Here is a 24,562-nt window from a genome sequence, read left to right on the forward strand (position 1 = left end):
CCCGGAAGCCCCGTCCCGGTGGAACTAGGCGCTCCGGTGGGGGGACGGCCGGGATCCCTCCGCGCACGGGCGGGCGGCGGTGGACGTGAGGGCCTTCGGGGGCGGTTCTCCCACGGCGGTGAGCCGCCGCCCCCCGGCCGCACACGCGGTCGGGGGCGGCAGCGGGGCGGCCGGAGGGGCAACCTGAACGGTCAGGCGTGCAGGACGCCCGTGCCGAGGAGCCCGAAGAGGAGCAGGCCGACGACGACGCGGTAGGCGACGAAGGCGTTGAAGGAGTGCTTGGCGACGAACTTGAGCAGCCAGGCGATCGAGGCGTAGGCGATGCCGAACGAGACGACCGTGCCGACGATCAGCGGGAGGGTGTCCACGCCGGCGCCGAGGGCGTCCTTGAGCTCGTACAGGCCCGCGCCGGTCAGCGCCGGGATGCCGAGGAAGAAGGACAGGCGGGTGGCGGCGACCCGCTCCAGGTCGAGGATGAGGCCGGTGGACATGGTGGCGCCGGAGCGGGAGAAGCCGGGGAAGAGCAGGGCGAGGATCTGCGAGGAGCCGACCAGCATGGCGTCCTTGAGGGAGGTGTCGTCCTCGCCGCGCTTGTGGCGGCCCATCTGGTCGGCCACCCACATCAGGCCGCTGCCGACGATGAGCGAGCCGGCGACCACCCACAGGGAGGCGAGCGTGCCCTCGATCAGGGGCTTGGCCGCGAGGCCGACGACGACGATCGGGATGGTGGCGTAGATGACCCACCAGGCGAACTTGTAGTCGTGGTGGTAGCGCTCCTCGCGGTTGGCCAGCCCCCGCCCCCAGGCGGTGACGATCCGCGCGATGTCCTTGTAGAAGTAGGTCAGGACCGCCGCGATGGCGCCGACCTGGATCACGGCGGTGAAGGCGACGACGGACTTGTCGTCGACGGGGATGCCCATCAGGCCTTCGGTGATCTTGAGGTGGCCGGTGGAGGAGACCGGCAGGAACTCGGTCACCCCCTCCACGACGCCCAGGACCACGGCCTGTCCCACACTGATCGCGCTCACGTGCCTTCACTTTCGGTCGGTCGAACGGGCCTCGGGCGCCCTGACCGGACGCACGCGGTGCACAGAGTAACTTCTATTCGCGAATAGAAGTTACCCTGGACCCCGGACGAAGGACGGAAGGAGGCCGACGGTGGGCGCGAGCGAGGAGCCGCCAGGCCGAGGAGGCGGCGGACGCCGGGCGAACGGGGCCCTGGAGAACGAGATCATCGGCGTGCTGCACGGTGCCGACGGGGCCCTCACCCCGGGCGAGGTCGCCGAACGCCTCACCGCCTCCCCCGCCCACACCACGGTCGCCACCACCCTGGCCCGGCTGCACACGCGCGGGGTCCTGGGGCGCACCCCGCGCGGGCGCAGCTACGCCTACGCGCCGGTCACGGACGAACCGGGGCTCACCGCCCGGCAGATGCGCCAGGTCATGGAGGGGGGCAGCGACCGCGCCTCGGTCCTGACCCGTTTCGTCGACGAGCTGTCCGACGACGACGAGGACCTGCTGCGCCGCCTGCTGGGCACCGAGGGATAGGGGGCGTCACCGGCGATGCACCTGGCCGTCTACCTCCCGCTGCTCTTCCCCGCGCTGGCGGGGCTCAGCGCCGAACCGCTGGCCCGCCGGCTGGAGCCCCGGCTGGCGACCTGGCTGCTGACCGCGTCCGGTCTGCTGCTCGCCGCCTCCAGCACCCTGGTCCTGGGCCTGCTCGCGCTGGCCGGGCTGGTGCGCATCCCGCTCGTCGACACCCTCAAGGGCTACTCGCCCGAGGTGATCGCCCGGCAGGACCCCGCGGCCTGGCCCGCCGCGCTCGCGGGCGCCGTCCTGCTCGCCCTCGCGGTCCTCGCCGCCGTCCGGCTGGCCGCGCGGCGGGCCGGCGCCCTGTGGTCCGCCGCGCTCGAAGCGGCCTGCCTGCCCGGTCCCGGCCCGGTGGTCGTCACCGACGACCCGGGCGCCGACGCGTACGCGATGCCCGGCCTGCCCGGCCGGATCGTCATCTCCCACGGCATGCTCGACGCCCTCGACCCGGCCGGGCACGAGATCCTCCTCAGCCACGAGCGCGCCCACCTGCGCCACCACCACTACGCGTTCGTCTCCCTCACCCAGCTGGCCGCCGCCGCCAACCCGCTGTTGCGCCCGCTGGCCCGCGCCGTCGCCTACACCGTCGAGCGCTGGGCCGACGAGCACGCGGCCCGGCACACCGGCAACCGGCGGGCCGTGGCCGAGACCGTCGCCCGGGCCGCGATCGCCGCCAAGCACGGCGGCGGCCGGCGGTTCAGCCCCGCCGCGGCCCTCGGTTTCCTCGGCCGCCGGCCCCGGCCCGGCATGGTCCCCCGCCGGGTGGCCGCCCTCCTCGCTCCCCCGCCGCAGCGCCGGCCCCTGCTCCTCGCCGCCGCCGGGGTCCTGCTGGCGGCCACCACCCTGTGCGCGCTCGAGGCCGCCGAGGACCTCCACCGCTTCCTGGAGCTCGCGCACGCCCACTGAGCCGGGCGGACCCTTACCGTGGGCCAATGAAGATCATCGATCTGGAGCCCGGCGACCCCCGGCTCGCCGCCGACCTGCTGCCCGTCCTGCGCGAACTGCGCCCGCACCTCACCCCCGCCCTCTTCGAGGAGGTGTACGCCGAGGGCCACCCCCAGGGGCTGCGGTTCAGCGCCGCGTACGACGCCGACGGCCGCTGCGTGGGGGCCGCCGGCTGGCGGATCGTCGCCGGCACCTGCGACCTGCGCAAGCTGTACGTGGACGACCTCGTCACCGCGGGGGACGCCCGCTCCACCGGCGTCGGGCGGGGCCTGCTCGCCTACCTGGAGGACCGCGCCCGTGAGGCCGGCTGCCGTCTGCTGGACCTCGACTCGGGCACCCAGCGCACGTCGGCGCACCGCTTCTACTTCCGCGAGCGGATGGGCGTCGTAGCCTTCCACTTCGGCAAGGAGCTCGACGCGGGGCCCGAGCTCACCTGAGGCGCCCACGGCCAAACGGCTGAGGATCGGGACACACCGGGCGGCAGAGGAGGGACGAGCGGGCGGGAACCCTAGCTTGGGGCGGGTTCCGGTCTTCTGCCGAAAGGTGTTCCCCATGCGTTCCCTGCTGACCGCCCTCGCCGCCGGCGCCATCGTCTTCGGCACGGCCTCGGCCGCCAGCGCCGACGTGAGCGTGAACTTCCAGCCCCAGCCGTCGTACACCCTCAACTTCGGCCACTGGCTGCAGTTCGCCGCCGACGACGTCTTCAACGCGGGCCACGACAACACGGTCGGCTCCAACAACTGACGCCGGCCGATGACGCGGCAAGGGCCGCCGCCCCTCGGGGTGGCGGCCCTTGCCGTATCCGCCGGGGGTTCCGGAAGGACAAGGAGTCCACGCGCTCCTTCGGTCTGGACGCGGACCGGGCGGGGCGGCCCCGCCGTGTGAGGGGGTCAGCCCCTGGCTGCGGGGCGGACGGTGACCGCGACGAAGCTGACGTACGGCTCGTCGAGGGCGCCGTCGGGGAAGCGCCGCAGGAGGTGTTCGCGTTCGGCCGCCAGGAACTCGGCGGCGCCGTCCCCGTCGTGGACGATGAACGCCGAGTGCGTGGCCAGCTTCGCCAGGTGGGCGTCGACGGGGATGCGGCGCGACCAGCGCAGTTCCCTGGTGCACCAGGGCAGTCCGGGCGGGAGGGTGCGGTCGGAGATGTAGCAGCCGTCGCCGAACCGCGCGATGATCCGTTGCTCCTGCTCGGCCACCCACGGCACGGAGGCGTCCGGGTCGTTCCACCAGAGGGCGAGGGCGCCGCCGGGCCGCAGTGCGCGCAGCGCCGAGGGGACGGCGCGTGCCGGGTCGGTCCAGTGCCAGGACTGGGCGTAGCCGACGAGGTCCAGCGAGCCGTCCGCCAGGGGGAGCCGGTTGCCGTCGCCGCGGACCAGGGGCACGTCGGGCAGTTCGCGGCGGAACTGCCCGGCCATGCCGGCGCCGGGTTCCACTCCGACCACCCGTGCGCCGCGCTCGCGCAGGGCGCGTGCGGCCAGTCCGGTTCCGGTGCCGACGTCGGCCGCCCGGGCCCCGGCGAGCCGCAGTCCGGCCAGCTCCTCCAGCGCGTCGAAGACGGCGGCGGGGTAGTCGGGCCGGTAGGCGGCGTAGGCGCGCGCGGCCCGGCCGAAGGCCAGGGCCCGCTCCTGGGCGGGGGTCTCGTCGGTCATGCTCCGACTATGGCCCGCAGCGGCCGGGCGGAACAGGGCGCGCCCTGCGCAGGCGGGTCAGAATGCGAAGACCGCGTTCCCGTTGAGGGTGGCGGACATGTCGCAGGTGTTGGAGAAGGTGTGCTTCCAGGAGACCCGGCCGCCCTGCCAGACGCCGTCCGCCGTCACGGTGACCGGGGCGTAGTGCATCGGGCAGGCGCGGTTCGCGTCGGGGGCGGCCAGGAGCCGGTCGAAGGTGCCGCCGGTGGAGTTCAGGGCGGTACAGGCGGCCTTGGGGTCGGGGTGGGTGCCCTGGGCGGTCGGCATACAGCTGAGGGTGGCGGCGCGCAGGACGGTGGCGCCGGCGGCGTCGTCGCCCTGGGAGATGGAGAAGACCATCGCGGACGGGGCGTACAGGCTGGTGGGCTTTGCCTCCGCCATGCCGGTGGCGCCGGCCAGGCACAGGAGGGCGGCGGCGGGGACAGCAGCGAAGCGGTAGCGCACGACAAGACTCACTTTCGATACGAAGGTTTAGCGCGGCATTTTCTTGCGTTGTCGCGCTTCGATGCGGCCGAGTCTGTCTGATGTGAAGGCTGCACGCATATCGATGACCTATTTACGGACAGCCTGTTCGAATATCGGAGAACGAATGGTCGTTCGGGCAGCTCAGACGGGGTGTGATCGCTCCGTATCCGGACGGGAACAGGGGGTGATCGCCGGGTCCTGCCTCCTGCCCGCGCCGCTGACCTGGCACTCCGCACCCCGTGTACACCTGGAGTCCATTCACCTTGTCCGGATTGATGCGGGTCCGGCCCCGCCGTCGTCGACGGAGCTCCAGCGCTCGCTGCGGAACTGGACGGTCTGGGACGCGCCCGCGCCCAGGACGCCGAGCACGATCAGGAGCACGACCAGCACCTTGGCCGCGGTGCCCAGGAGCAGGGGGCGGGTCGCGGAGGGCACGGCCCCCGGAGCCGGTGCGAGGGGCTGCCCGACGGGCGGTCCGTCGCCGAAGAGGCGCTTGGGGTAGGCGGAGGTCAGCATCATCGTGTACGCCTGGTAGCGCATCCGGAACCGCGCCACCGCGGCGACGGCGCCGAACACGGGCTCGGGCATCCGCCCCAGCACCAGCGTGATCAGCCAGAACACCCAGCAGACGGCGGCGAGGCCGTACTGGAGGATGCTGGTGAGGATCGCCGCCGGAATCAGCAGGATGAACCGGAACAGCACCGCCAGCCGGTTCAGCTCACCGGGCCGCAGTTCGATGCGGACGGGGTGGCCCTGACCGTCGAAGGAGAAGGGCGGGTAGCGGTCCACGAGGAGCATCGCGCTCGCCGTCACCCGGGTCTCGTACGCGAGGTAGCCGCCGAGGAAGTCGGCGATGCCGGCCGGGAGGCGGCCGGTGAACAGGGCGGCGAACCAGCCGATGACCGTCACGAAGAAGGCGGCGATGCCGAGGATCGCCGTGACGATGAACTGGGGCAGGAGCAGCAGGAAGCGCAGCAGGACCGTCCAGCGCCGCTGGCGGTCGGGCGGGGGCACGTCGAGCTCGGGCAGGTGCTCGGCCTGCGGGTGGCCGGCCTGGGGCGGGTGGGGGTTCCAGCCTGTGGTCATGGGGTGCTCCTGCCGTCGGTGGGCGCGCGGGCCCCGCTGACGGTCCGGCCGGGCCGGCGGCCTGGGGCTGCGCGCGTACGCCCTGCCAGGGGTACCTCGCGGAACGCCTCATTCCAAGGATCCCGGCTGTACGGGGCGGCCCGTTGCCCTGAAGGGCCCCGTACGGCCGGGAACGCCGGAACGCCGGCCCCCGTCTCCTCGACGGTGGACCGGCGCTCCGGGCGGGGTGCGGCTCAGGCCGTGGCGGGCTCCGCCGCGGCGGGGGCGTCCGGGGTGCCGGCCTCGACCTCGGGCCGCGGGATGCGGTGCAGGCCCCGGCGGTCGTAGAAGGCGGTGACGGCGAAGCCGAAGGCCAGCGCGGCGGCGAGGGCGATGCCCATCGAGGCCCAGGCGCGGGCCAGGCCGGCGTCGGCCTGGGCGCCGTAGTAGAGCAGGGAGCGCAGGCCCTCGGTGATCTGGCGCAGCGGCTCGAACTCGGAGAGCCCGCGGAAGAAGCCGGGCAGCGCCTGGAGCGGCACGGTGGCGCCGGAGGAGGGGACGGCCATCGCGACGAAGACGACGGTGGCCAGCAGCATGCCGGGGGTGCCGAAGGCGGCGAACAGGGCGAGGCTGCCGATGCCGACGACCGCGATGGTGGAGACCGAGTACAGCCACAGGTGGCCGAGGTGGGAGGCGTCCATGTCGAGGATGCCGACGGTGGCGACCTCGACCAGGGAGCCCATCACCAGGGAGAGGCCGAGCATCAGCGCCATGCCGATGGCCAGGGTGCGGACACGGCTGGTGTGCTGGACGGGCTCGCGCTTGCGGAAGGGGCCGAAGTCGGTGTGCAGGTAGCCGAGGGCGGTGTCGACCTGGGAGTTGACCAGGTTGGCGCCGAGCATGCCGCAGACGACGAGGACGAGGGCGTAGTAGAAGGCGCTCAGGCCCATGGCGCTGCGGGCGCCGAGGGGGTGGCCGTCGGCGACGGTGACGGTCACCGGGTCGGCGAGCTTGAGCTGGGCGGCCGGCGGCAGCTGGGCCTTCTGGGCCGCGGCCTGCTTGAGGAGCTCCTGGCCGATCTGGGCGGAGGCTGCGTGGGCGGCCTTCTGGGCGGCCTGGGAGGACATGGAGGAGCCGATGCTGCCGGCGGACTGGTTGGTCAGCACGCTCATCACCGGCGGGGCGGGCTGCTTGCCCGGTGCGGCCTGCGGGGCGCCGAGGGCGGTCACCGTGGCGCTGAAGTCCTGCGGGATGACGAGGGCGCCGAAGACCTTGCCGCTGCCGAGGCGCTTGTCGGCCTCCTCGCGGCTGACCGGCTGCCAGTCGATGCTCTTGTCGTTCTCGGCGGCCTTGCGTATGCCGGCGACGACCTGGTCGCCCAGCTTGACGTGGCGGCCGCCCGCGTCGGCGCCGGCGTCGGCGTTGACCAGGGCCACGGGCAGGTCGCGCAGGTTGCCTCTGGGGTTGACGTTGCCGCCCACGTAGAGCAGGGCGAACAGCATCGAGACCACTGCGGCGATGAGCCCCGTTCCGATCCACAGCTGGGGTCGGCGGAGCACGGAGCGGGGCTTGGGGTGGGGCATCGGTTCTCCGGGATCTTCCGGTGCGGCTGCGGTCGGCTGCCTGGGCCGCGTTCCTCAGCTGGATACTTCTGGTATCCAGCTACTGGATACTGGCAGTATCTTGTTGTGGTGTCCAATCGCCGCAAGCACCGGTGCCGCAAACCGGACCGGATGACCGGCAGGGAGGCCGTATGAAGATCTCGGAGCTCAGCCGGCGGACCGGAGTGCCGGTCGCCAGCATCAAGTACTTCCGGCGCCAGGGCCTGCTGCCCGCGGGCCGGGCGACCGCCGCGACCCTGGCCGAGTACGGGGAGGAGCACGCGGAGCGGCTCCGGCTGATCAAGGCGCTGACCACGCTCGGCGGCCTGTCCATCGCCGCCACCCGCGAGGTCCTCGGCGCGGTCGACCAGGCCCACACCACCGAGGGCGCCCTCGGGGCGATCAGCTACGCCCTCCCGGTGCCGGTGGCCTCCTCCGCCGCCGGCGCGGACGAGGACGGGGACGCGGAGGCCGAGGAGGCCGCCGCCTCGGAGGTGGCGGAGCTGCTGGCGGCCCTCGACTGGCGGGCGCCGGGCGCCTCGCCCCACGTACGGGGGCTCACCACGGCCCTCAAGGAGCTCCGGCGGCTGGACTCCCAGTACGCCCCGGGTGAGCTGGCCGCGTACGCCCGGCTCGCCGAGTCGGTGGCCCGGCTGGACCTGGAGCGGGCGGAGTGCCTCGACGACCCGGTGGCGCTGGCCGAGCGGGCCGTGATCGTCTTCGCGATCTGCGCCCCGGTCTTCGAGCTGCTGCGGCGCCTGGCCCAGGAGGACCAGGTGCGGCGGCGGATGGCGGCCGAGGCCGAGGAGGCGGCCGGGGCGCCGGCGGCGGGGTGCGGGCCGCACTGAGGCGGGCCCGTCAGCCGTTCGCCGGGAGCGCGATCACATGGGTCCCGCAGGACAGGTGGAGGCGGTCGCCCGCGATGCGGAGCTCCGTGTAGCCGTCGGTGGTCAGCGGCGGGTGGCCGTCCTCGCTGAATCCGCTGCGGTACGTCCAGGGCGGGCGGCGCGTGGCCAGGTCGACGGCGAGGAACGGCTGCGCCAGCTGCCCCGTGTCCACGTAGAGCCGGCCCCCGTGCAGGAGCGGCGGGGGTCGGAAGCGGGCGTTCTCCGGGATCCCGTACGTCCACTGCGGCGCCCCGTCCGAGGCCCGCAGCGCCAGCAGCTCCTCGCGCACGGGGCTCTTCGGCTCCGCGGGGGTCAGCCCGAGGACGTACACCATGCCGTCCACCGCCTTCGGGATCCCGAAGGCGGCCCGGCCTCCCGGGTAGGGGATCCGGTCCACGCCGAACCGCCAGAGCACCTTTCCGGTGGCGGTCTCCAGGGCGCGCACCTCGCCGCCGCCGAGGAAGAGGCGTCCGCCGTCCAGGGAGGCGGGGTGGACCGGCGTCAGCGGGAGGTTGTCCGGGCCGTAGAAGTCGGTGCGCCAGCGTTCGCGGCCGTCGTCCCGGCCGAGGCCCACGACGTCACCCGACACGGAGTAGACCAGGACGTCCCCGGCGGCGACCGCGCCGGGGTTCGGGGCGTAGGGCTCGTGTCCCGTCCCCCGCTCCCAGAGCCGCCGGCCGTCGGCCGTCGTGTAGGCGGCGATCAGCTGCCGGTCGCCGTCGTACCCGGAGAGGTACAGGCGGTCGTCGGTCCGGGCGACCAGCCGGGGGCCGCCCAGGCGGGGGTCGCGGAGTTCGCCGGGGTAGGCGGCCAGCCGTCCGGTGGCGGCGGTGAGCGCCAGCAGGGGGTTCTGGGCGTCGAGGCCCATGGACTTCTCGCGGACGACCAGCCCCTCGCCGGTCTCCTCCACGTCCACGGTCCCGGGGCTGCGCCAGACCTGCCTGCCGGTCGCCGCGTCGAGCCCGGCCAGGGTCCGGCCGGGGAGCTCGTCACCGATGGACACGACGACGATCCCGTCCCGGACCGCCTCGACCCGGCACGGCGATCCGGCGTCGTACGTCCACAGCGGTTCGGGCGGCAGGCCCGGCGGCCGGGGCGACGGCGAGGCCGTCTTCCGGCCGGCCGGGGACGGGCCCGAACGGGCGCGCGCCGCCCAGACCGCGCCGCCCGAACCGAGGGCGAGGAGCCCGCCGGTACCGGCCAGCAGCAGGCGCCGACGGGAGGTCCACCCGGTGGGCGGCGGCGGGTCGGCGGGCGGCGGCGGTCCGGGCAGCCGCGAGGGGCGCAGCTCCCAGACGCCGACGGCCCGGCGGCCGAGGTCGGCGCGCAGCGGGCCGGGCAGCAGGTCGGCGAAGCCGCCCTCCGCTCCGCCGAGTCCGGTCGCGAGCGCCTCGGGGGCCGGGCGTTCGGCCGGGTCCTTGGCCAGGCAGCGCGACAGGACCGGGAGCAGTCCGGCGGGCACCCCGGACAGCTCGGGGGTGCCGTAGCGCACCTCGTAGAGCACGTCGGCGGGCGTCTTCCCGTCGAACGCGCCGTGGCCCGTCGCCGCGAACACCAGCACCCCGGCGAGGGCGAACACGTCGCCCGGGGGCTCGTGGTCGCGGCCCGAGGCCTGTTCGGGTGACATGTAGGCGGGGGTGCCGACGGCCTGCCCGGTGCGGGTCAGGCGGCGGGCGCCGAGCGCGCGGGCGATGCCGAAGTCGATGACGCGCGGGCCGGCGGCGGTGACCAGGACGTTCGAGGGCTTGAGGTCCCGGTGCACCAGGCCGGAGGCGTGGATGTCGGCCAGCGCCCGGGCGAGCCGGGAGCCCAGGGCCCGCACCACGGGTTCGGGCAGCGGCCCGTGGTGGGCGACGGCCTCCGCGAGCGAGGGGCCGAGGAGGTACTCCGTCGCCAGCCAGGGCAGCGCTCCCTGGGTGTCGGCGGCCACGACCGTCGCTCCGTGCCGCTCCCCGATCGTCCGGGCCGCCTCCGCCTCCAGCCGGAAGCGGATCCTGAACTCGGGCTCGCGGGCGAGGTGTTCGTGGACCGTCTTCAGGGCGACGACGCGTCCGCCGGCGGACCGGGCGAGGTAGACGGTGCCCATGCCGCCGCTGCCCAGCCGCCCGAGGAGGGTGTAGCCGCCGATCCGCTCGGGGTCCTCCGGCCGGAGCGGTGCGGTGGGTCCGGGGTCCTGGGGCACGGTGCTCATCCGACCGGCAGGGCGAAGTAGTGGCTGCTGAACCGGCGGCAGAACACGGCGATCCGGGTGCCGCTCGCCACCCGCCAGGTCAGACCCTCCTGTTCCTGCCGCTGCTCGGCCAGCCCTTGGAAGACCCACAGGTTGCGTCCGTCGGCGGGGTCGAGCGCGTTGACGGCCCGCCAGTCGCAGCGGTACATCGGGGTGCCCGGAGGGCCGGCCACCAGGGCGGCGTAGTCGGATGAGCCAGTGGTGAGGGGCTCCCCCGGGAACGTGGTCCGCTTGATCCTGCCGTCGTGGGGGTCGAGCAGGTGCGTCCACCGGTTCGCGTCCACGACGTACAGCGAGGCGTCCTGTTCGAGGACCGCGCGCGGCGCGCTGACCCGGTCCGTGCCCTTGAGGGCCTCCCCTCCCCATTTCTCGGCGCCGGTCCGCACGTCACGCGCGTGGAGGTCGTAGTCCTCCTCCGTGTAGAGGGTGCCGTCGGCGGTCATCCACGAGCGGGGTTCTTCGGGCAGGGCGGCCCAGGCCTCCTTCTCCCACCTCTCCCAGCGCTGCGCGCCCGTCTCCGGGTCCAGGGCGCGGAGACGGCCGTGCCCAGCTCCTTCTCCTTCGCGTCGGCGGGGTCGGGCACCCGCTGCACGTACGCGGACTCCGGGCCGGGTGTCACCCGTACCGTGCCGCCCTTCCCCACCGGCGTACGCCACACCGCGGCGCGCTGCGCGATGTCGTAGCAGACCAGGTGGGGCACGTTCTCCTTGTCCGGGGCACGGAACCAGACCCGGGTGCCGCTCCGGCCGTCGAACGCGTCGGTCTGCATGCTGTACTCGGCGTCGGTGTCGCGCAGGGTCCCGGTCCGGGCGGAGAAGCGGACCAGTCCGCGGGCGAAGGTCGGGGCGAAGAGGAGGTCGTCGGCGACGGGGACGGGGGTGGCCGTGCACCAGATGTCCTTGGTCCACAGCGTCTTCCCGGTGCGCAGGTCCAGGCCGATCGTGGCTCCCGTCACCGGGACCACGAGCACCTCGTCGTTCCACACCACCGCCTGTTGGGCGAATCTCGACGGGGCCTTGTAGTGCCACAGCGGGGTGGGCGCCGTGCCCGGCACGCGGGCGGGCGGCCCGCTCGGACCGGCGGCGGGCTTCGCCGCGGGCGGGGCCTTGCGGGTGCTACGGCCGAGGGCGAAGCCGCCGGCGAGGCCCGCCGTGGTGCCGAGGGCGCCCAGGAGGAGGGCGCGGCGGGCGGGGCGGCGGGGCCGTTCGGGCTCGTCGGGGGTGGTCCCGTCCAGCCGCGTGGCCACCGCCGTCGCCGCCCCGGAGTCCTGGGGCGGCGCCTCCAGCGCCATGACGGCCGAGGCCTGTGCGGACAGCTCCGTCACCAGTGCCCCCGGCAGCCACTCGGCCACGAGGAGTGCGGCCGCGCCGTCCGGGGCGAGTGCGGACGCCACGGCCTCGGGGGCGGGGCGGCGGGCGGGGTCCTTGCCGAGGCAGCGGGCCAGGAGGGGGCGCAGGTCCTGCGGTACGCGGTCGAGGTCGGGTTCGGCCGTGGCGACGGCGTCGGGGGTGGCGGTGGCGAAGGGGCCCGCCCCGCTGGCCGCGTAGACGAGGAGCAGCCCGAGGACGAAGACGTCGGACGCGGGGCCGGGCGGCCGGCCGGCGACCTGTTCGGGGGCGAGGAAGCCGAGGGTGAGGCGTGCGGGCCCGCCCTCGGTGGCGGGGGCGATGCCGGTGGCGGCGGCGAGCGGGCCGAATCCGGTGAGGCGGGGTCCGTCGGCGGCGAGCAGCACCGTGTGCGGGGCGAGGCCCTGGTGGGCGCCGGCGAGCGGGTGGAGCCGTACGAGGACCTCGGCCAGCGCGGCGCCGAGGACGCGCAGGGCGTGTTCCGGCAGCGGACCGTGCCGGGCGACGGCGGAGCCGAGGGTGAGGGCGGGGCGGTACGCGGTGACGAGGTGCCCGTCGGCGGCCTCCCGCACCGTGGGCGCCCACGGGCCGGCCGCGGCCGCCGCGAGCCGGGCCTCCGAGGTGAACCTGCGGCGCAGGGCCGGGTCGGCGGAGATCCGGGGCCGCGGGACGAGGACGGTGACCTTGGCCCCGTCGGGGTCCAGTGCCAGGTACTCCACGGCCGAGGCGCTCTCCCGCATCCGCGCCAGCGGGATGTGCTCCCCGACCCGGGCGGGGTCGCCCTCCCCCAGGGACCGCGGACCGTCGCCGTGTGCCGCCATGCCGGTTCAACCCCCGTTCACCAGCTGCTGCCTGACTGTCCGTCGGACGCCTGGGGCACCCTACCTCCAGGGTCGGGGACGGTCCCGGGAGGTGATCAGTTCCCGGCCACGCGGGGCGGCGGGGTCAGAAGAGGGGCAGCGCGTAGAGCCGTCCGCCGTTCTGGGCCGCCACGATCCGGCCCGCCGCCACCACCGCCCAGGGTTCGTCGCGTTCGGCCGCCGGGGAGAAGCGGTAGCGCTCGGTGTCCCCGGCCAGGGGGAGCGCGGCCAGGCCGGCGGCTCCGGTGGACAGGGGCACGTACAGTCCGTTCGCCGCGGCGACGGGCTGCGCGGCCGCGTAGTCGCCGACCTGGCCCGCCATCTCCCGTACGTCGGTGCCGTCCGTGAGGCGCAGGCAGCGCAGCCGGCCGCCTTCGGCCGCGTACACCGACCCGGACCGGACCAGGGGTGCGCCGAAGGAGCCGGTCGGCGTCGTGGGCCTGGACTCCCAGCGCCGGGTTCCGTCCGCGGGGTCGAGCCCGCGCAGCGTGGCCCCGCAGAGCAGGACGAAGCCTTCCGCGACGGTCGCGGGCAGGTCGCGGGCGGCGTCGGCCGCCGTCCAGCTCTGCTCCCCCGACCGGGTGTCGAGGGCGTGGACCGCTCCGTCGGCGGTGGTGACGACCAGCCTCCCCTCCCCCGCCGCGGCCGCCGCGGCCGTCGCGCCGGCCCCGGCGGCGAGCGGCTGCCGCGAGCGCCACAGGGGTGTGGCCGTGCCGGGCCGGGCGGCGACGACGCGGCCGTCGGTGGCGGTCGCGTACACGGCGGCGGAGTCCACGGCGAGCAGTCCGGTGAGGCCGCCGGGGCCCGTCCACGAGGGTGTGCCGGTACGGGGGTCGAGGGCGCGCAGGATTCCGTCCGGTCCGACGAGCAGGGGGCCGGGTGCCTGCCGGACGGGCGGGCGGCCGCCTTGGTACGACCAGAGCCGGCGGCCGGTGCGCGGGTCGAGGGCGGACACCTTCCCCGGGTCGGCGACCAGCAGGACGTCGCCCGCCCGGGCTGGGCCGAAGGGCATGGCGGGGTCGAGGCCGGAGACGGTCCACACCGGTGCGGGGATCTCGCCGGGCGCGCCGTTCCACAGCGGGATCTCCTCGGTGGCGTCCCCGCCGGTTGCGAGCCACCGCCGTCCGGCGGCGCCCGCGCCGCCCGCGAGCAGGACGGCCGCGCCCGCCGCGACGGCGAGCGCCCGGCGGCGGGACGGGCCTGCCGGGCCGGTCAACTCCCTTGCGCGGGCGCCCTCACGCTCGATGTCGCGCAGGACGTGGGCGGGCGGCCAGGCCGCGGGCGCGGTCCGGCCGGGGGCCTCCCACCGGGCTGCCAGCTCCGCGGCCCCGGGGCGGTGTTCCGCCGCCTTGTCCAGGCAGGCGGCGAGCGCGGGCCGTAGCGGCGGGGGCACCAGGGAGAGGTCCGGCTCGTCGTGCGCGATGGCGTAGTCGGCGAGTGCGAAGCCGTCTCCGGCGCCGGCGAAGAGGTGGTGTCCGGTGCTCGCGTAGGCGAGGAGCGCACCGAGGGTGAACACGTCGCTGGGCGGGCCGAGTTCCCGGCCGAGGACCTGTTCCGGGGACATGTAGCCGGCCGAGCCGGGGCGCTGTCCGGTGTACGTGACCTTCGTCGCCGCCGGCATGCGGGCGATGCCGAAGTCGACCAGGCGGGGCCCGTCCTCGGCGAGCAGCACGTTGGACGGCTTCAGGTCGCGGTGGACGACCCCCGCCGTGTGGAGGGCGGACAGGGCGGTGGCGAGCATGGCCCCGAGCGCGCGGACGGCCTCGGCGGGGAGGGGGCCGTACTCCTCGACGCAGCGTTCCAGGGTGGGGCCGGGCACGTACTCGGTGGCCAGCCAGGGGACGGGGCCGGCGAGATCGGCGCCGAGGTGCCTCGGCACGTACCGGCTGCGGACGGCCTCGGCGGCCTCCCGTTCCCGGCGGAAGCGGGCGGCGAGGTGCGGATCGCCGAGCAGTTCGCGCCGGAGCGTCTTGACGGCCGCGACCCGACGGCCGGACCGGCCCAGGTAGACGGTGCCCATCCCGCCCTCGCCGAGCACGCCGAGCAGCCGCCAGGGGCCGAGCGCGGCCGGGTCTCCCGGGCGCACCGGAGCGGGACCGGTCACCGGGCGTGTCCGGTGTGCCGGACGGGCCGGGGCGCGCGGGGGGTGCGCATGGTCGTTCCCTTCCTCGGGGCGGCGGGGTGATGCACGGTACCGGCTCGGGTGGGGCCGGACGCCCTGTGGAACCGGGCTTCCGGCGGGGCGGGTTGGCCGGAACCCGACCCCGCCCGCGCGGGGCGGGCCGGCCCCCTGTACTGCTGGAGGCCGTGCCCGGCGTCCGGCCGGGCGGTGGCGAGGGGGCCGGGTATGGCCGAGTGGGTGGAGCGGGTCGACGAGCACGACCGGGTGCTGGGCGTGGTGGAGCGCGGTGAGGCCATCGAGCGGCGGTGGCTGCACCGGGTGGCGACGGTGGTGTGCCGGGACGCCGGGGGCCGGGTGCTGGTGCACCGCCGGCCGGACGACGACTCGCGGTTCCCCGGCGCCTACAACTGGCTCCTCGGCGGGGGTGTGGAGGCCGGCGAGGAGTACGGGGAGGCCGCGGCGCGGGAACTGGCGGAGGAACTCGGGACGGCGGCGCCGGTGCGCTTCCGGTTCAAGTTCCTGTGCGACGGGGTCGTCTCCCCGTACTGGCTGGCGGTGCACGAGGCGCTGATCACGGGGACGCCGTCGCCGGACCCGGGGGAGGTCGCCTGGTGGGAGTGGGTGGAGGAGGAGGCCTTGCCGGGGCTGATGGCCCGGTTGCCGTTCGTCCCGGACTCGCTGGAGGCCTTCGCCCGGTACCGGGCACTGGACGGCTGACCGCCGGCCGGGGGCAGGGGTGAAACGCCGCTCGGGCCTCCCCCGTACCACCGACGGGTGGCGGTACACCCTCCACTCCACCGAACCGGCCGGCACGATCGCGAGCGCGGGGCCGCGCCCGCCGCTCTGAGGTGCTCAGGGGTGGGCCGGGGTGGTGGTCCAGGGGCGGAGTTTCTCCGGGTTGCGGACGGCCCAGATGCGGGTGATGCGGCCCTCCGTGAGGTCGAAGGCCGCCACCGTCACGGTGGTGCCGCCGCGTTGGGCCACCAGGCCGGGGCGGCCGTTGACCGTGCGTTCCAGGAGGACCAGGTCCGGGGAGAGGCCCGCGATGTGCGTCAGGTAGCGGGCGATCTCCCGGCCGCCCTCGATCGTGCGCCGGACGGTGCTCACCAGGCCGCCGCCGTCGGCCGTCATCACGGCATCGGGGTCCAGGAGGGCGACCAGGGTCTTGATGTCGCCCTCCTGCCAGGCCTCCTTGAAGTCCCGCAGCACGGAGACCTGTCGGGCGACGGCGGGTGCGGGGCGCCGGTGCTTGGTGACGCGGCGGCGGGCCGACGAGGCCAGCTGGCGGCAGGCCGCCGGGGTGCGGCCGACGATGGCGGATATCTCGGGGAAGGAGTACCGGAAGACGTCGTGCAGGACGAACGCCACCCGCTCGGCCGGGGTCATCGACTCCAGGACGACGAGGAAGGCCATGTCCACGGAATCGTCGGCGGTGACCCGGTCCGCGGGGTCGGTCGCGCCCAGCGGTGCGGCGGGCCATTCCGTGCGGTCGGGCAGGGGTTCGGGGATCCATTCGCCGACGTAGCGTTCGCGGCGGACGCGCGCCGAGCCGAGCACGTCCAGGCAGATCCGGCTGACGACGGTCGTCAGCCAGGCGCCCGGTGACTCGATGCCCGCCCGCTGCCGCCCCGGCATCGCGTACCAGCGGGTGTAGGCCTCCTGGACGGCGTCCTCGGCCTCCGTGAGCGAACCCAGCAGCCGGTAGGCGAGGTTGGTCAGGTGGCCGCGCTCGCCGGCGATCACGCTCGGGTCGGACTCGGGTGGGGTGCTCATGGCGCGACCGCTCCTCGGGGCTGCTCGCCCCCGCCTCACACTTCGGGGGGCTGCGTCGTCGTACCGGCGAGACAGTACCGACCACGGCCGCAAGGCAGAGAGACGGGGCCCTCCATGGCGACCATCGACACCACCACCACCCGGCGGACCGCACCGGCGTTCCTTCAGACCGCGGTGGCCGCGCAGACCCTGGCCATCTTCTTCCAGGCCGCCACCGCCGGCCTGCTGCTGTCCACCTCGTACGGCGAGACGCTGCACGGTGTCGGGGCGCGCGTGATGTACGGCGCGTCGATGCTGTACGTGCTCGCGGCGGTCCTGGCGTGGCGGCCGGGGGGCGGGTCGCCCCGCCCCGTCCTGTACGCGTCGGGGTTCCTCGTCCTCGCCTCGGTGCAGGTGGTCCTGGGCATCGCGCACGTCCCTTCGGTCCATGTCCCGCTGGGGGTGCTGATGTTCGGGCTGAGCGTGCTCGACCTGGGACGGCGCCGCCGCACCTGAAACGGGGGAATGGTGCGCATACCGGCCGGAATGCCGGGCAGGCGCGGTGGTGGAACCCACTCCAGGAGGTGAGCGCGCATGGCAGCGGGCAAGAAGGCCAAGAACATCGGTAAGGACGCCAAGGGCAAGGTCAAGGAGACCACCGGCAAGGCACTCGGGAACGAGAGCCTCGAAGCGAAGGGGCGCGCCGAACAGGCCGTCGCCGACGCGAAGCAGGCCGGGCAGAAGGCCAAGGACGCCATGAAGCACTAGCCGGCGCCCCGCTCGTGGAGGCCGCCGTCCTCGGGGACGGCGGCCTCCACACGGGGGAACCCCGCGTTTCCCGCAGCGCCGCCCCCGGCGCGGGACTACGCTCCGCAGGATGGAACGCGCGGAGATACTCAAGCGGGTGATCGGCATCCTGACCGAGGCCCAGGACGTGCGCCGGGCCGTGGAGAGCGGCCTGGACGAGGACAACGGACTGGAAGGGGACACCGGCTCCGGCGGGGCGCCCGGTGTGGCCACGCTGCTGCTCAACGAGATGCTGCCGTCGATCCGCGTCCCCGCCGACGCGACGCCGCAGCAGGTGGCGGCCCTGGTGGCCGAGGCCCTCGGCCCGGCCCTCCACACGATGGTCTCCGGGTTCAGCCTGGCCTTCACGAGCCTCGCGATCGCGCACGACGCCGGGCGTACGGACGTCTCGGCGATCGAGGTGCTCCAGGAACTCGCCCTGGAAGTCGAGGCGGGCACCTACGACGAAGGCGCGTGAGACGGGCGGGGGCGCGCGGGGGCACCGTACGGCGGGCGCCCGGCCGGGTGCACCGCCGGGCGCCCCGCGCGACCACGCGCACGCCGTTGCGCCGGTCCGCGCGGGTCCCTAGCGTGCGGAACGCGGCCGGGCGGGGAAACGCCGACTTCCCCGCCCGGCCCGCGTGCGCTCACCGCTCGTCGGTGTGCCGCTCCCGCGCCCACAGGGGCAGTGCGAACCAGCACAGCAGGTACCAGGCCACCACCCCGCCGACCAGGCACGGGACGAGCGTCCCGTGGGTCGCCACGCGCAGGACGAGCAGGAGCGCGGAGGTGAACGTGGCGAGCAGCAGGACGATGCCCGTGAAGGTCAGGCGCGAGGCCCAGACCACCGCCTCGGGTTTGATCCGGCGCCCGGAGACGATGCGGTGGAAGGAGACCGGTCCGATGAGGGCGCCGGCCGCCAGCGAGCCGACGACCACGGTGGCGATGTAGATCGCCCGGTCGGTGTCCGACAGTGCCTGGAAGTGCGGGGTGAAGGCGACCGTGAGCAGGAAGCCGAAGAGGATCTGCACGCCCGTCTGGGCGACCCTGATCTCCTGCATCAGCTCCTGCCACTGCCGGTCGGCCCGTTCCTCGGCGCTCTCGCGCCGGCCCGGGTCGGTCCGTTTCCCGCCGTCCGGGCGCGCGGAGCCGTTCCGCTCGTTCATTCCGGCGGCTCCTCCCGTTCGGCCCGGCGGTGCTCCGCCCCGCGCCTACCCCGCCTCCCCGCCCGCACACGCCCCGGGAGGCGGGCGGTGCGCGGGGCCGCGTCCCGCCGCGAGGTGTCCCGGCGGTGCCGCCGGGGGCGGGGCGGGTAGGGGTGAACGCATGGACTCACACGGGGAAGGCCCGGACGGCGTGCGGGAGTTGGCGGGGATCCGGCGCGCCTACGCGGCGCGGGGGTACGAACTGGTGCTGCCCGGGGAGGTGGCGGCCCGGGGCGGGGCGGAACGGCGGCGGATCGCCGGGCAGGTGGTGTCCCTGCTCGTGGAGGTGTACCGGAGGGCTCCGGGGCCGGACGACGAGCGGGCGGCCCGGGAGCTGGACGGGGCGGTGGCCGAGGGGGGCGTCCGGCTGTTCGTGCTGCTGGACCGGCGGCGGGACGTGGTGGCGACCACCCGGTTCACCCGACTCGCCCGGTGGTTCACGGAGGGGCCGCGGGAGGGGCCGCAGGAGGGGCCGCGGGAGGAAGGGGACGCGGAAGGGGCCGGGCGGGGCGACGTGCGCTACGAGGTCGGCCGGACCGGGAAGCGTCCGGGCGCCGAACCGCGGCTGGCGGCGGGCCTGTTGCGCGCCCGGCTGCTGTGGGCGGCGGCCGGGGGCCTGCCCGGGGCGGGCCTGCTCGTGTCCCACACCAGGGTGGCCCGCTCCGCACCGGGCCGGCCGCCCGTCGGCCCGGTGCTGGAGGGTCTGGTCCGGGACGGGGGCTTCCTGCCCGCGCACGCCGTCCGCTCCCATGTGGTGGCCCGCACGGCCGTGGAACCGTTCGTGGCGGCCTGCGCGCCCCGGGACGGGGCGGCATGGGCGGCGGGCGTCCGGGCGCAGCGGCTGCGGCTGCCCGACCGGGCGGAGGCCCGGCTGTTCGCGGCGATGCTCGCGGAGGGCTGGGGCGCCCGGCCCGTGCTGGTCCCGGTGGCGGACGGGGGCGCCGCGGGGCCCGCGTTCCGGGCTCCGCTGCCGGGGGCGCTGCGCGAGCTGTCGGGGCCGGATCCGGCCGTGGAGTCCCTCTACCTGCTGTCCCGCCGGCCCGCCGACGTCGGCCGGGCCGTCGACGGGATCCCGTACCGGGTCCGGGCGGACGGCGCGTACGCCTCGGCGGGCCTGAGCGACCGGGTCGTCGTCGAGGCGGACGCCGCGGAGGCGCCCGACGCGGTCGCGGTGCTGGAGCGGCTGCGCCGGGCGGGGTTCGCCCTCGCCGGGTGGGAGCCGTCCCGGCAGCGCTCCGGCCGCCTGGCGCTCGTGCTCACCCGCCCGGGCCGGGTCCCGGACGGCGGGACCGCGGTCGCGGCGCCCGATCTGTCGGCCCTCGACCGGCTTCCGGCGGCGCAGCGTTTCCTGGGCGGCGTCCTGGCACGCCTCCCCGAACAGCCGGATGGCCGGATCTGACAACCGGCCGGCCACGCGGTACGGGTGGCGACGCCCTGCGGCGGGCCGGTCGTCACCTCCGGAGGTGACGACCGGATCGACGTTCTGACGTTCCCTCATATGACATCCGTCATCCGGCACATGTGATCCACGGCCCTGCCGCCGATCCCCTTCCCCGCACGAGAATGACGATCACCAAGACGACGACCACGGGGGCGGCATCATGAACAGCCTGAAGACGAAGAAGACCGGACCGGCCGAGGAGACCGGCACCCCGGCACCGGCCGACTACCGGCTCCCGCTCTGGTTCTTCGGATTCGAGGGGGTCCTCGCGGCCGCCTTCGACATCCTCCAGGCCTTCCCCTCGGTGTGGCCCGCCCTGCTGGTCCTGCTGGCCGTGAACATCGCGGTCTCGCTGACGATGATGCGCAGGCGGCTGCGGCTCGCCAAGGCGCTGTGGCGGGGCAAGGAGACCCGCAAGGTCGCGATCGCGCTCATCGCCCTGCGCGTCGGCAGCCACTTCGCGTTGAGCGCCCTGGGCTTCGCCGTCACCTCGACCATCGGCCACGTGCTCTTCGCCGTCGCCATGAGCGCCACCACGATCGGCCTGCTGGCCTACTCCCAGCACACGGCCGTCCGCGCCCTGACCACGGCCGCCGCCGGCCGGTAGCGGCCTCAGCCGGTGTGGCGGACGCGGAAGCGGGTCGGGTCCGCCGGGTCGCGGTCGGCCACCTGGAGCGGGGCCCAGGCCCACTGATGGACGCCGATGCCCGGTACGCGGGAGAAGCGGATCCGCCCCCGGGTGCCCTCGACGTCGACGTGCGGCCAGGCGGCGGCCGTGCGCGCCCGGTCGTCCGTGCCGTGGGTGCGCAGCACGTCGGCGAGGACGGCGACGGTGTCGTAGCCCTCGAAGGCGACGAAGGAGGGGGCCTCGCCGAGCCGTTCGCGCAGGGCCGCTTCGGCCCGGGTGCCGAGCGGGCCCAGCCGGGCGGGCAGGTAGCGCAGGAAGGGGACGGCGGCGCCGTCCCCGCCCAGCAGCTTCGCCCATTCGGCGAACTCGGGCTGGCCGGCGGGCGCGCCGAGCATGACCCCGGCGAGTCGGGGGTCGCGGCGGACGGCCCTGACGAGCGGCACCGCCGGTTCCGGATGGCCGACCAGGAGCAGCAGTGCGGTCGCGCGGTGGGTGAGGAGTTCCTCGCGGACGGCCTCGGGGGTCAGCGCGCGCATGTCGAGTTCGACGAGGGCGGCGCCGCGCGGTGCGAGGTGCTCGCGCAGGATGCGGGTGCCGGTCGCCCAGTAGACGCTCGGGTCGGCGGCGACGGCGATGCGGGTGTGGCCCGCACCCAGGAGGAAGTCCGCGTAGGTCCGCCAGCCCCGGGACTGCGCCGGGGCCAGGCGCGCGACCCATTCCGTCGGCCGTTCGGTGAGCTCGTCGAGGACCGCCGACGAGCAGAGGAACGGCAGGCCGAGCGCGTCGGCGCGGGCCGCGGCGGCGCGGGCGACGACGCTGTGGTACTCCCCCGCCAGGGCGGCCACACCCAGCTCCGCCAGTTCGTCCACCGCCGCCTCGGCCCGCGCCGGGTCGGCCGCGGTGTCCCGGACGACCAGTTCGAGCGGACGTCCGGCGATCCCGCCGGCGGCGTTGGCCTCGTCGGCGGCCAGCCGCAGGCCGGCGAGCAGGTGGCGGCCCGCCTCGGCCCAGCCGGGGCGGGTCAGCGGGACGAGGGCGCCGATCCGGACGGGTGACCCGTCGGCCAGCCGCGTCCCGGGCCCGGGCGTCGTGGGCGGTGTGTTCATGCGGTGGCTCCCATGACGGCCATTGCATCCGCCCCGGTCGCCGCCGGGCAACCGGATTTCCCACGGGCCGGACGGGCCCCCGGGCTACCGTGCCGTCATGGACCTCTTCTCACGTTCGTGGACGGCCCTGCTGGCGGCGGTCGCCGGGCTCCCCGACGAGGACTTCGAAAGGCCGTCCGGCTGCGCCGGCTGGCTCGTGCGGGATCTCGTGTGCCACCTGGTCATCGACGCCCAGGACGTCCTGATCACCCTGGTCACACCGGCCGGGGCGGAGCCGACCGTGAACGCGACCACCTACTGGAAGCTCGTCGACCCGCCGACGGGCGAGGATCCGCTCGACGCGCTGGTCCCCCGGCTGGCGGCGGCGTACGGGGAGCCGCGGTGGCTCAGGTTCCACCTCGACGACGTCGGTCCGGCCGCGGGCCGGGCGGCCGCGCTCGCCGACCCGGCGGCCCGCGTCGGCACGCAGGGCGAGGTGCTGACCGTCGCCGACTACCTGTCCGCGTACGTCATGGAGTGGACCCTGCACCACCTCGACCTGATCGCGCACCTGCCGTCCGCCCCGCCGCCGCCCGCCGAGACCCTCGCGGCGGCCCGGACGGCCCTGGAGCGGATCGCCGGCGCCCCCTTCCCCGCCGCGCTCCCCGACCGGGACGCGCTGCTGGTCGGCACCGGCCGCCGCACCCCGACCGACGGGGAACGGGCGGCCCTGGGCGACCTCGCGGCGAGGCTCCCGCTGGTACTCGGCTGAGCCGCACGGCGCAGGCGTCGCGCAGGGGAGGAAGGCGACGGCCTCCTAAGCCGTCGACGGCAGGGGGGATTCGGGGGTGTCGCCCTCGGCCTCCTGCCGGGTGTCGATCTCGGTGCGCCGCATGAACCGCTCCCACCCCTCGCCGGCGCGGGCGCGCAGGGCGCGGCCCGGGGCGCCGGGGTCGGGTTCCTGGGCGTCGAAGGTCCGTCCGCTGGCGCCGGGTTTCCTGCGGGGCAGTGCGGGGGTGCTGGACATGCGTGTCGCTCCTCTCCGACGGGGACGCAACGGGCCGGGGGCCGGGCGAGGACCGGTGCCGGTGACCCCGTTGCGGGGGGAGCACTTCCGGAACGGGTGGCCGGATCCGGGGTGCGGTGACCACCTTCGCCGCTGGACGGCCGATCAATCAATGGCCGCGTCCGGCCTGATGGGGCGTCACGGCCGCGCCGGGCGCCGTTCCGCGGCGGTGAGGCCGTAGTCGGGCAGAGCGATGTCCCCCGCCTTGGCGAACTGTCCGGCGAGCAGGGACCGCATCGGCCAGCGGGTCATCGACCGCATGGAGAGGTCGCGCAGCCGGATGCCGAGCCGGCCCGACGGCGCGTATCCGGCGGCCCCTCCGGGCGGGAGTTCCTGGGCCCGGGTCACGTACGGGCGCATGACCGCGTCGTAGCGCGGGAAGGCGACGGTGTGGTCGCCCCCGGCCGCCGCGAGTTCCCCGGCCAGGACGTAGGCGCCGACCAGGGCGAGGCTGGTGCCGAGGCCGGTCAGCGGGGTGGCGCAGTACCCGGCGTCGCCGAGCAGCGCGACGCGGCCGCGCGTCCAGCCGTCGAGGCGGACCTGGCCCATCGAGTCGAGGAAGAAGTCCGGGGCGGTGCGCATCGCCCGCAGCAGGCGCGGGGCCTCCCAGCCGACGCCGGCGAAGCGGCGGGCCACGAGCTCCCGCCCGGCGTCGGGGTCGCGGCGGTCGTACGCGAGCGGGGGCGAGCGGAAGCTGAAGCCGGCCTTGATCTCGCCGGGGAGCCGTCCGGGCCGCGCGGAGGCGACCAGTCCGCCGGGGGCGTTGTGCATCAGGTACCAGCCGTCGAGGTCCAGTCCGTGGTCGACGGCGGTGAACCAGGCCGTGTAGAGGCCGAGCGGGCGGACGAGGTCGCGTTCGGGGCCGAAGGCCAGTGCGCGCACGGCGGAGTGCGGGCCGTCCGCGCCGACGACGAGCGAGAACCGGCGCGGCGCCGCCTTCTCGAAGGTGACGGTCACCCCGTCCGCGCCGGCGGCCGCCTCGATGCCGGTGACGCTGTCGTCGAAGAGGTACTCGGTGTCCGGCAGAGTGGCCTCGTACAGCAGCCGGGCGAGGTCGCCGCGCAGGATCTCGATCTCGGAGACGATCCCCTCGCCGCCGAAGGCGTCGGCGGGCACCCGGGCGGTGGTCCGGCCGGAGGCGTCGACGAAGGCGAGGCCGCGCTGGTCGACGCAGTGGGCCCGGACCCGGTCCATCAGGCCCATCCGTTCGGTGACGGTACGGCCGGCGCCGCGCAGATCGACGGTCTGCCCGCCCGGCCGCGGCGCCGGGGCGCGCTCCACGACGGTGACCGCGAAGCCCGCCCTGCGTAGCCAGTACGCCAGCGCGGGTCCTGCGATGCCCGCGCCGCTGATGAGTATCCCGTGGTTCGCCATGCCGCGAATATACGGCGTACGCACGCTAGTGCACAACCCTGAAACCGGCTTCGAGGGCGCCCTCTTCACCCTGTCCGCACTAGTACACCGGCCTGGGAATCCCCCCTTCCCGCGCGGCATCCCCCGCGCCTGCGGCTAGGATGACCGGCATCCAGGTGCACTAGTGCGGAGGGGGTTGTCGGTGGGCGAGCGGGCGGTACCGCGCTACAGCCGGATCGTCGCGGAGCTGCGGCAGCGGATCGAGGCGGGCGAACTGGCGCCGGGCGACCGCGTCCCGTCGACCCGGGAGATCACCCGGCAGTGGGGGGTCGCCATGGCGACCGCGAGCAAGGTGCTCGCCGAGCTGCGCCACGAGGGCCTGGTCAGCGCGGTCCCGGGCGTGGGGACGGTGGTGGCGGCCCCGGACCGGCCGGTGCGCGCCGCCCG

The 24,562-nt window shown here is 75.5% G+C and carries 27 protein-coding genes; 13 read left to right on the top strand and 14 right to left on the bottom strand.

The window, feature by feature from the left end:
• Positions 1 to 191: 191 nt before the first annotated feature.
• Complete coding sequence (locus AB0O29_RS20465) at positions 192 to 1,028, bottom strand: undecaprenyl-diphosphate phosphatase (protein ID WP_365153335.1); 837 nt, start codon at positions 1,026 to 1,028, stop codon at positions 192 to 194.
• A 130-nt stretch (positions 1,029 to 1,158) separates the two neighbouring features.
• Between AB0O29_RS20465 and AB0O29_RS20470 the strand changes: the two genes are divergently transcribed.
• From AB0O29_RS20470 to AB0O29_RS20485, 4 genes are all read left to right on the top strand, one after another.
• Positions 1,159 to 1,548 (top strand): BlaI/MecI/CopY family transcriptional regulator, encoded by a 390-nt coding sequence (locus tag AB0O29_RS20470; protein ID WP_365153336.1) that lies wholly within the window; start codon positions 1,159 to 1,161, stop codon positions 1,546 to 1,548.
• A gap of 15 nt (positions 1,549 to 1,563) precedes the next feature.
• Positions 1,564 to 2,496, top strand: a complete 933-nt coding sequence (locus AB0O29_RS20475; protein WP_365153337.1) for a M56 family metallopeptidase — start codon at positions 1,564 to 1,566, stop codon at positions 2,494 to 2,496.
• Positions 2,497 to 2,522: 26 nt separating this feature from the next.
• Positions 2,523 to 2,972, top strand: a complete 450-nt coding sequence (locus AB0O29_RS20480; RefSeq protein ID WP_365153338.1) for a GNAT family N-acetyltransferase — start codon at positions 2,523 to 2,525, stop codon at positions 2,970 to 2,972.
• 115 nt (positions 2,973 to 3,087) lie between these two features.
• Positions 3,088 to 3,279 (top strand): hypothetical protein, encoded by a 192-nt coding sequence (locus tag AB0O29_RS20485; RefSeq protein ID WP_365153339.1) that lies wholly within the window; start codon positions 3,088 to 3,090, stop codon positions 3,277 to 3,279.
• A 146-nt stretch (positions 3,280 to 3,425) separates the two neighbouring features.
• On the opposite strand, the gene AB0O29_RS20490 is transcribed toward AB0O29_RS20485, so the two are convergent.
• The 4 genes from AB0O29_RS20490 to AB0O29_RS20505 all read right to left on the bottom strand — a co-directional run bounded on the left by AB0O29_RS20490 (position 3,426) and on the right by AB0O29_RS20505 (position 7,336).
• Positions 3,426 to 4,184 carry a class I SAM-dependent methyltransferase gene (locus AB0O29_RS20490; protein WP_365153340.1) on the bottom strand — a complete coding sequence of 253 codons (759 nt, stop codon included), beginning with the start codon at positions 4,182 to 4,184 and terminating at the stop codon, positions 3,426 to 3,428.
• 57 nt (positions 4,185 to 4,241) lie between these two features.
• Positions 4,242 to 4,679: a subtilase-type protease inhibitor gene (locus AB0O29_RS20495; protein ID WP_365153341.1), complete on the bottom strand. Its 438-nt coding sequence runs from the start codon at positions 4,677 to 4,679 to the stop codon at positions 4,242 to 4,244.
• A gap of 267 nt (positions 4,680 to 4,946) precedes the next feature.
• Positions 4,947 to 5,774, bottom strand: a complete 828-nt coding sequence (locus AB0O29_RS20500; RefSeq protein ID WP_365153342.1) for a DUF4389 domain-containing protein — start codon at positions 5,772 to 5,774, stop codon at positions 4,947 to 4,949.
• Positions 5,775 to 6,007: 233 nt separating this feature from the next.
• Entirely contained in the window at positions 6,008 to 7,336 is a 1,329-nt protein-coding gene (locus tag AB0O29_RS20505; RefSeq protein WP_365153343.1) for a YhgE/Pip family protein, read from the bottom strand.
• 170 nt (positions 7,337 to 7,506) lie between these two features.
• On the opposite strand from AB0O29_RS20505, the gene AB0O29_RS20510 reads away from it, so the two are divergent.
• Positions 7,507 to 8,202 carry a MerR family transcriptional regulator gene (locus AB0O29_RS20510; protein ID WP_365153344.1) on the top strand — a complete coding sequence of 232 codons (696 nt, stop codon included), beginning with the start codon at positions 7,507 to 7,509 and terminating at the stop codon, positions 8,200 to 8,202.
• 10 nt (positions 8,203 to 8,212) lie between these two features.
• On the opposite strand, the gene AB0O29_RS20515 is transcribed toward AB0O29_RS20510, so the two are convergent.
• The 4 genes from AB0O29_RS20515 to AB0O29_RS20530 all read right to left on the bottom strand — a co-directional run bounded on the left by AB0O29_RS20515 (position 8,213) and on the right by AB0O29_RS20530 (position 14,781).
• Complete coding sequence (locus AB0O29_RS20515) at positions 8,213 to 10,432, bottom strand: PQQ-binding-like beta-propeller repeat protein (protein ID WP_365153345.1); 2,220 nt, start codon at positions 10,430 to 10,432, stop codon at positions 8,213 to 8,215.
• Complete coding sequence (locus tag AB0O29_RS20520; RefSeq protein ID WP_365153362.1) at positions 10,429 to 10,998, bottom strand: hypothetical protein; 570 nt, start codon at positions 10,996 to 10,998, stop codon at positions 10,429 to 10,431. The genes AB0O29_RS20515 and AB0O29_RS20520 overlap by 4 nt, the downstream gene beginning before the upstream one ends.
• Entirely contained in the window at positions 10,911 to 12,638 is a 1,728-nt protein-coding gene (locus tag AB0O29_RS20525) for a hypothetical protein (protein WP_365153346.1), read from the bottom strand. Before AB0O29_RS20525 ends, AB0O29_RS20520 begins: the two co-directional genes overlap by 88 nt.
• 124 nt (positions 12,639 to 12,762) lie before the next feature.
• A complete protein-coding gene (locus AB0O29_RS20530) occupies positions 12,763 to 14,781 on the bottom strand; it encodes a serine/threonine-protein kinase (protein WP_365153347.1) in 2,019 nt (672 codons plus the stop codon).
• 243 nt (positions 14,782 to 15,024) lie between these two features.
• Between AB0O29_RS20530 and AB0O29_RS20535 the strand changes: the two genes are divergently transcribed.
• Positions 15,025 to 15,516 carry an NUDIX domain-containing protein gene (locus tag AB0O29_RS20535; RefSeq protein ID WP_365153348.1) on the top strand — a complete coding sequence of 164 codons (492 nt, stop codon included), beginning with the start codon at positions 15,025 to 15,027 and terminating at the stop codon, positions 15,514 to 15,516.
• Positions 15,517 to 15,651: 135 nt separating this feature from the next.
• Here AB0O29_RS20535 and sigJ read toward each other — a convergent pair whose 3' ends face one another.
• Positions 15,652 to 16,572, bottom strand: a complete 921-nt coding sequence (gene sigJ, locus AB0O29_RS20540) for an RNA polymerase sigma factor SigJ (RefSeq protein WP_365153349.1) — start codon at positions 16,570 to 16,572, stop codon at positions 15,652 to 15,654.
• 114 nt (positions 16,573 to 16,686) lie between these two features.
• On the opposite strand from sigJ, the gene AB0O29_RS20545 reads away from it, so the two are divergent.
• From AB0O29_RS20545 to AB0O29_RS20555, 3 genes are all read left to right on the top strand, one after another.
• The gene (locus AB0O29_RS20545) at positions 16,687 to 17,067 is read left to right on the top strand and encodes a hypothetical protein (RefSeq protein WP_365153350.1); all 381 of its coding nucleotides are present in this window, start codon (positions 16,687 to 16,689) and stop codon (positions 17,065 to 17,067) included.
• Between the two features lie 78 nt (positions 17,068 to 17,145).
• Positions 17,146 to 17,319 carry a CsbD family protein gene (locus tag AB0O29_RS20550; protein WP_365153351.1) on the top strand — a complete coding sequence of 58 codons (174 nt, stop codon included), beginning with the start codon at positions 17,146 to 17,148 and terminating at the stop codon, positions 17,317 to 17,319.
• A gap of 109 nt (positions 17,320 to 17,428) precedes the next feature.
• A complete protein-coding gene (locus tag AB0O29_RS20555; RefSeq protein ID WP_365153352.1) occupies positions 17,429 to 17,815 on the top strand; it encodes a hypothetical protein in 387 nt (128 codons plus the stop codon).
• Between the two features lie 169 nt (positions 17,816 to 17,984).
• Here the strand turns inward: AB0O29_RS20555 and AB0O29_RS20560 are convergent, their stop codons facing one another.
• Positions 17,985 to 18,503: a DUF6328 family protein gene (locus tag AB0O29_RS20560; RefSeq protein WP_365153353.1), complete on the bottom strand. Its 519-nt coding sequence runs from the start codon at positions 18,501 to 18,503 to the stop codon at positions 17,985 to 17,987.
• Between the two features lie 160 nt (positions 18,504 to 18,663).
• Between AB0O29_RS20560 and AB0O29_RS20565 the strand changes: the two genes are divergently transcribed.
• Positions 18,664 to 19,941 (top strand): hypothetical protein, encoded by a 1,278-nt coding sequence (locus AB0O29_RS20565; protein ID WP_365153354.1) that lies wholly within the window; start codon positions 18,664 to 18,666, stop codon positions 19,939 to 19,941.
• Between the two features lie 202 nt (positions 19,942 to 20,143).
• Positions 20,144 to 20,590 (top strand): hypothetical protein, encoded by a 447-nt coding sequence (locus AB0O29_RS20570; protein WP_365153355.1) that lies wholly within the window; start codon positions 20,144 to 20,146, stop codon positions 20,588 to 20,590.
• Between the two features lie 5 nt (positions 20,591 to 20,595).
• Here AB0O29_RS20570 and AB0O29_RS20575 read toward each other — a convergent pair whose 3' ends face one another.
• Entirely contained in the window at positions 20,596 to 21,717 is a 1,122-nt protein-coding gene (locus tag AB0O29_RS20575; protein WP_365153356.1) for an ABC transporter substrate-binding protein, read from the bottom strand.
• Between the two features lie 97 nt (positions 21,718 to 21,814).
• Here AB0O29_RS20575 and AB0O29_RS20580 point away from each other — a divergent pair, with 97 nt between their 5' ends.
• A complete protein-coding gene (locus AB0O29_RS20580; RefSeq protein ID WP_365153357.1) occupies positions 21,815 to 22,468 on the top strand; it encodes a maleylpyruvate isomerase N-terminal domain-containing protein in 654 nt (217 codons plus the stop codon).
• Positions 22,469 to 22,513: 45 nt separating this feature from the next.
• Here the strand turns inward: AB0O29_RS20580 and AB0O29_RS20585 are convergent, their stop codons facing one another.
• Both AB0O29_RS20585 and AB0O29_RS20590 read right to left on the bottom strand, forming a co-directional pair.
• Positions 22,514 to 22,723 (bottom strand): hypothetical protein, encoded by a 210-nt coding sequence (locus AB0O29_RS20585; protein ID WP_365153358.1) that lies wholly within the window; start codon positions 22,721 to 22,723, stop codon positions 22,514 to 22,516.
• A 177-nt stretch (positions 22,724 to 22,900) separates the two neighbouring features.
• Positions 22,901 to 24,136 (bottom strand): FAD-dependent monooxygenase, encoded by a 1,236-nt coding sequence (locus tag AB0O29_RS20590; protein WP_365153359.1) that lies wholly within the window; start codon positions 24,134 to 24,136, stop codon positions 22,901 to 22,903.
• A 181-nt stretch (positions 24,137 to 24,317) separates the two neighbouring features.
• Here AB0O29_RS20590 and AB0O29_RS20595 point away from each other — a divergent pair.
• The coding region (locus AB0O29_RS20595) for a winged helix-turn-helix domain-containing protein (RefSeq protein WP_365153360.1) at positions 24,318 to 24,562 on the top strand (245 nt) is incomplete at its 3' end.

Source organism: Streptomyces sp. NPDC089915 (assembly GCF_040684675.1).
GTDB lineage: Bacteria > Actinomycetota > Actinomycetes > Streptomycetales > Streptomycetaceae > Streptomyces.

Bases quoted from the DNA above. Each gene is read 5' to 3' on its own strand.
- AB0O29_RS20475 (WP_365153337.1), top strand. From the start codon at position 1,564: ATGCACCTGGCCGTCTACCTCCCGCTGCTCTTCCCCGCGCTGGCGGGG.
- AB0O29_RS20480 (WP_365153338.1), top strand. From the start codon at position 2,523: ATGAAGATCATCGATCTGGAGCCCGGCGACCCCCGGCTCGCCGCCGAC.
- AB0O29_RS20485 (WP_365153339.1), top strand. From the start codon at position 3,088: ATGCGTTCCCTGCTGACCGCCCTCGCCGCCGGCGCCATCGTCTTCGGC.
- AB0O29_RS20490 (WP_365153340.1), bottom strand. From the start codon at position 4,184: ATGACCGACGAGACCCCCGCCCAGGAGCGGGCCCTGGCCTTCGGCCGG.
- AB0O29_RS20500 (WP_365153342.1), bottom strand. From the start codon at position 5,774: ATGACCACAGGCTGGAACCCCCACCCGCCCCAGGCCGGCCACCCGCAG.
- AB0O29_RS20505 (WP_365153343.1), bottom strand. From the start codon at position 7,336: ATGCCCCACCCCAAGCCCCGCTCCGTGCTCCGCCGACCCCAGCTGTGG.
- AB0O29_RS20510 (WP_365153344.1), top strand. From the start codon at position 7,507: ATGAAGATCTCGGAGCTCAGCCGGCGGACCGGAGTGCCGGTCGCCAGC.
- AB0O29_RS20515 (WP_365153345.1), bottom strand. From the start codon at position 10,432: ATGAGCACCGTGCCCCAGGACCCCGGACCCACCGCACCGCTCCGGCCG.
- AB0O29_RS20525 (WP_365153346.1), bottom strand. From the start codon at position 12,638: ATGGCGGCACACGGCGACGGTCCGCGGTCCCTGGGGGAGGGCGACCCC.
- AB0O29_RS20535 (WP_365153348.1), top strand. From the start codon at position 15,025: ATGGCCGAGTGGGTGGAGCGGGTCGACGAGCACGACCGGGTGCTGGGC.
- sigJ (WP_365153349.1), bottom strand. From the start codon at position 16,572: ATGAGCACCCCACCCGAGTCCGACCCGAGCGTGATCGCCGGCGAGCGC.
- AB0O29_RS20545 (WP_365153350.1), top strand. From the start codon at position 16,687: ATGGCGACCATCGACACCACCACCACCCGGCGGACCGCACCGGCGTTC.
- AB0O29_RS20550 (WP_365153351.1), top strand. From the start codon at position 17,146: ATGGCAGCGGGCAAGAAGGCCAAGAACATCGGTAAGGACGCCAAGGGC.
- AB0O29_RS20555 (WP_365153352.1), top strand. From the start codon at position 17,429: ATGGAACGCGCGGAGATACTCAAGCGGGTGATCGGCATCCTGACCGAG.
- AB0O29_RS20560 (WP_365153353.1), bottom strand. From the start codon at position 18,503: ATGAACGAGCGGAACGGCTCCGCGCGCCCGGACGGCGGGAAACGGACC.
- AB0O29_RS20565 (WP_365153354.1), top strand. From the start codon at position 18,664: ATGGACTCACACGGGGAAGGCCCGGACGGCGTGCGGGAGTTGGCGGGG.
- AB0O29_RS20570 (WP_365153355.1), top strand. From the start codon at position 20,144: ATGAACAGCCTGAAGACGAAGAAGACCGGACCGGCCGAGGAGACCGGC.
- AB0O29_RS20575 (WP_365153356.1), bottom strand. From the start codon at position 21,717: ATGAACACACCGCCCACGACGCCCGGGCCCGGGACGCGGCTGGCCGAC.
- AB0O29_RS20580 (WP_365153357.1), top strand. From the start codon at position 21,815: ATGGACCTCTTCTCACGTTCGTGGACGGCCCTGCTGGCGGCGGTCGCC.
- AB0O29_RS20585 (WP_365153358.1), bottom strand. From the start codon at position 22,723: ATGTCCAGCACCCCCGCACTGCCCCGCAGGAAACCCGGCGCCAGCGGA.
- AB0O29_RS20590 (WP_365153359.1), bottom strand. From the start codon at position 24,136: ATGGCGAACCACGGGATACTCATCAGCGGCGCGGGCATCGCAGGACCC.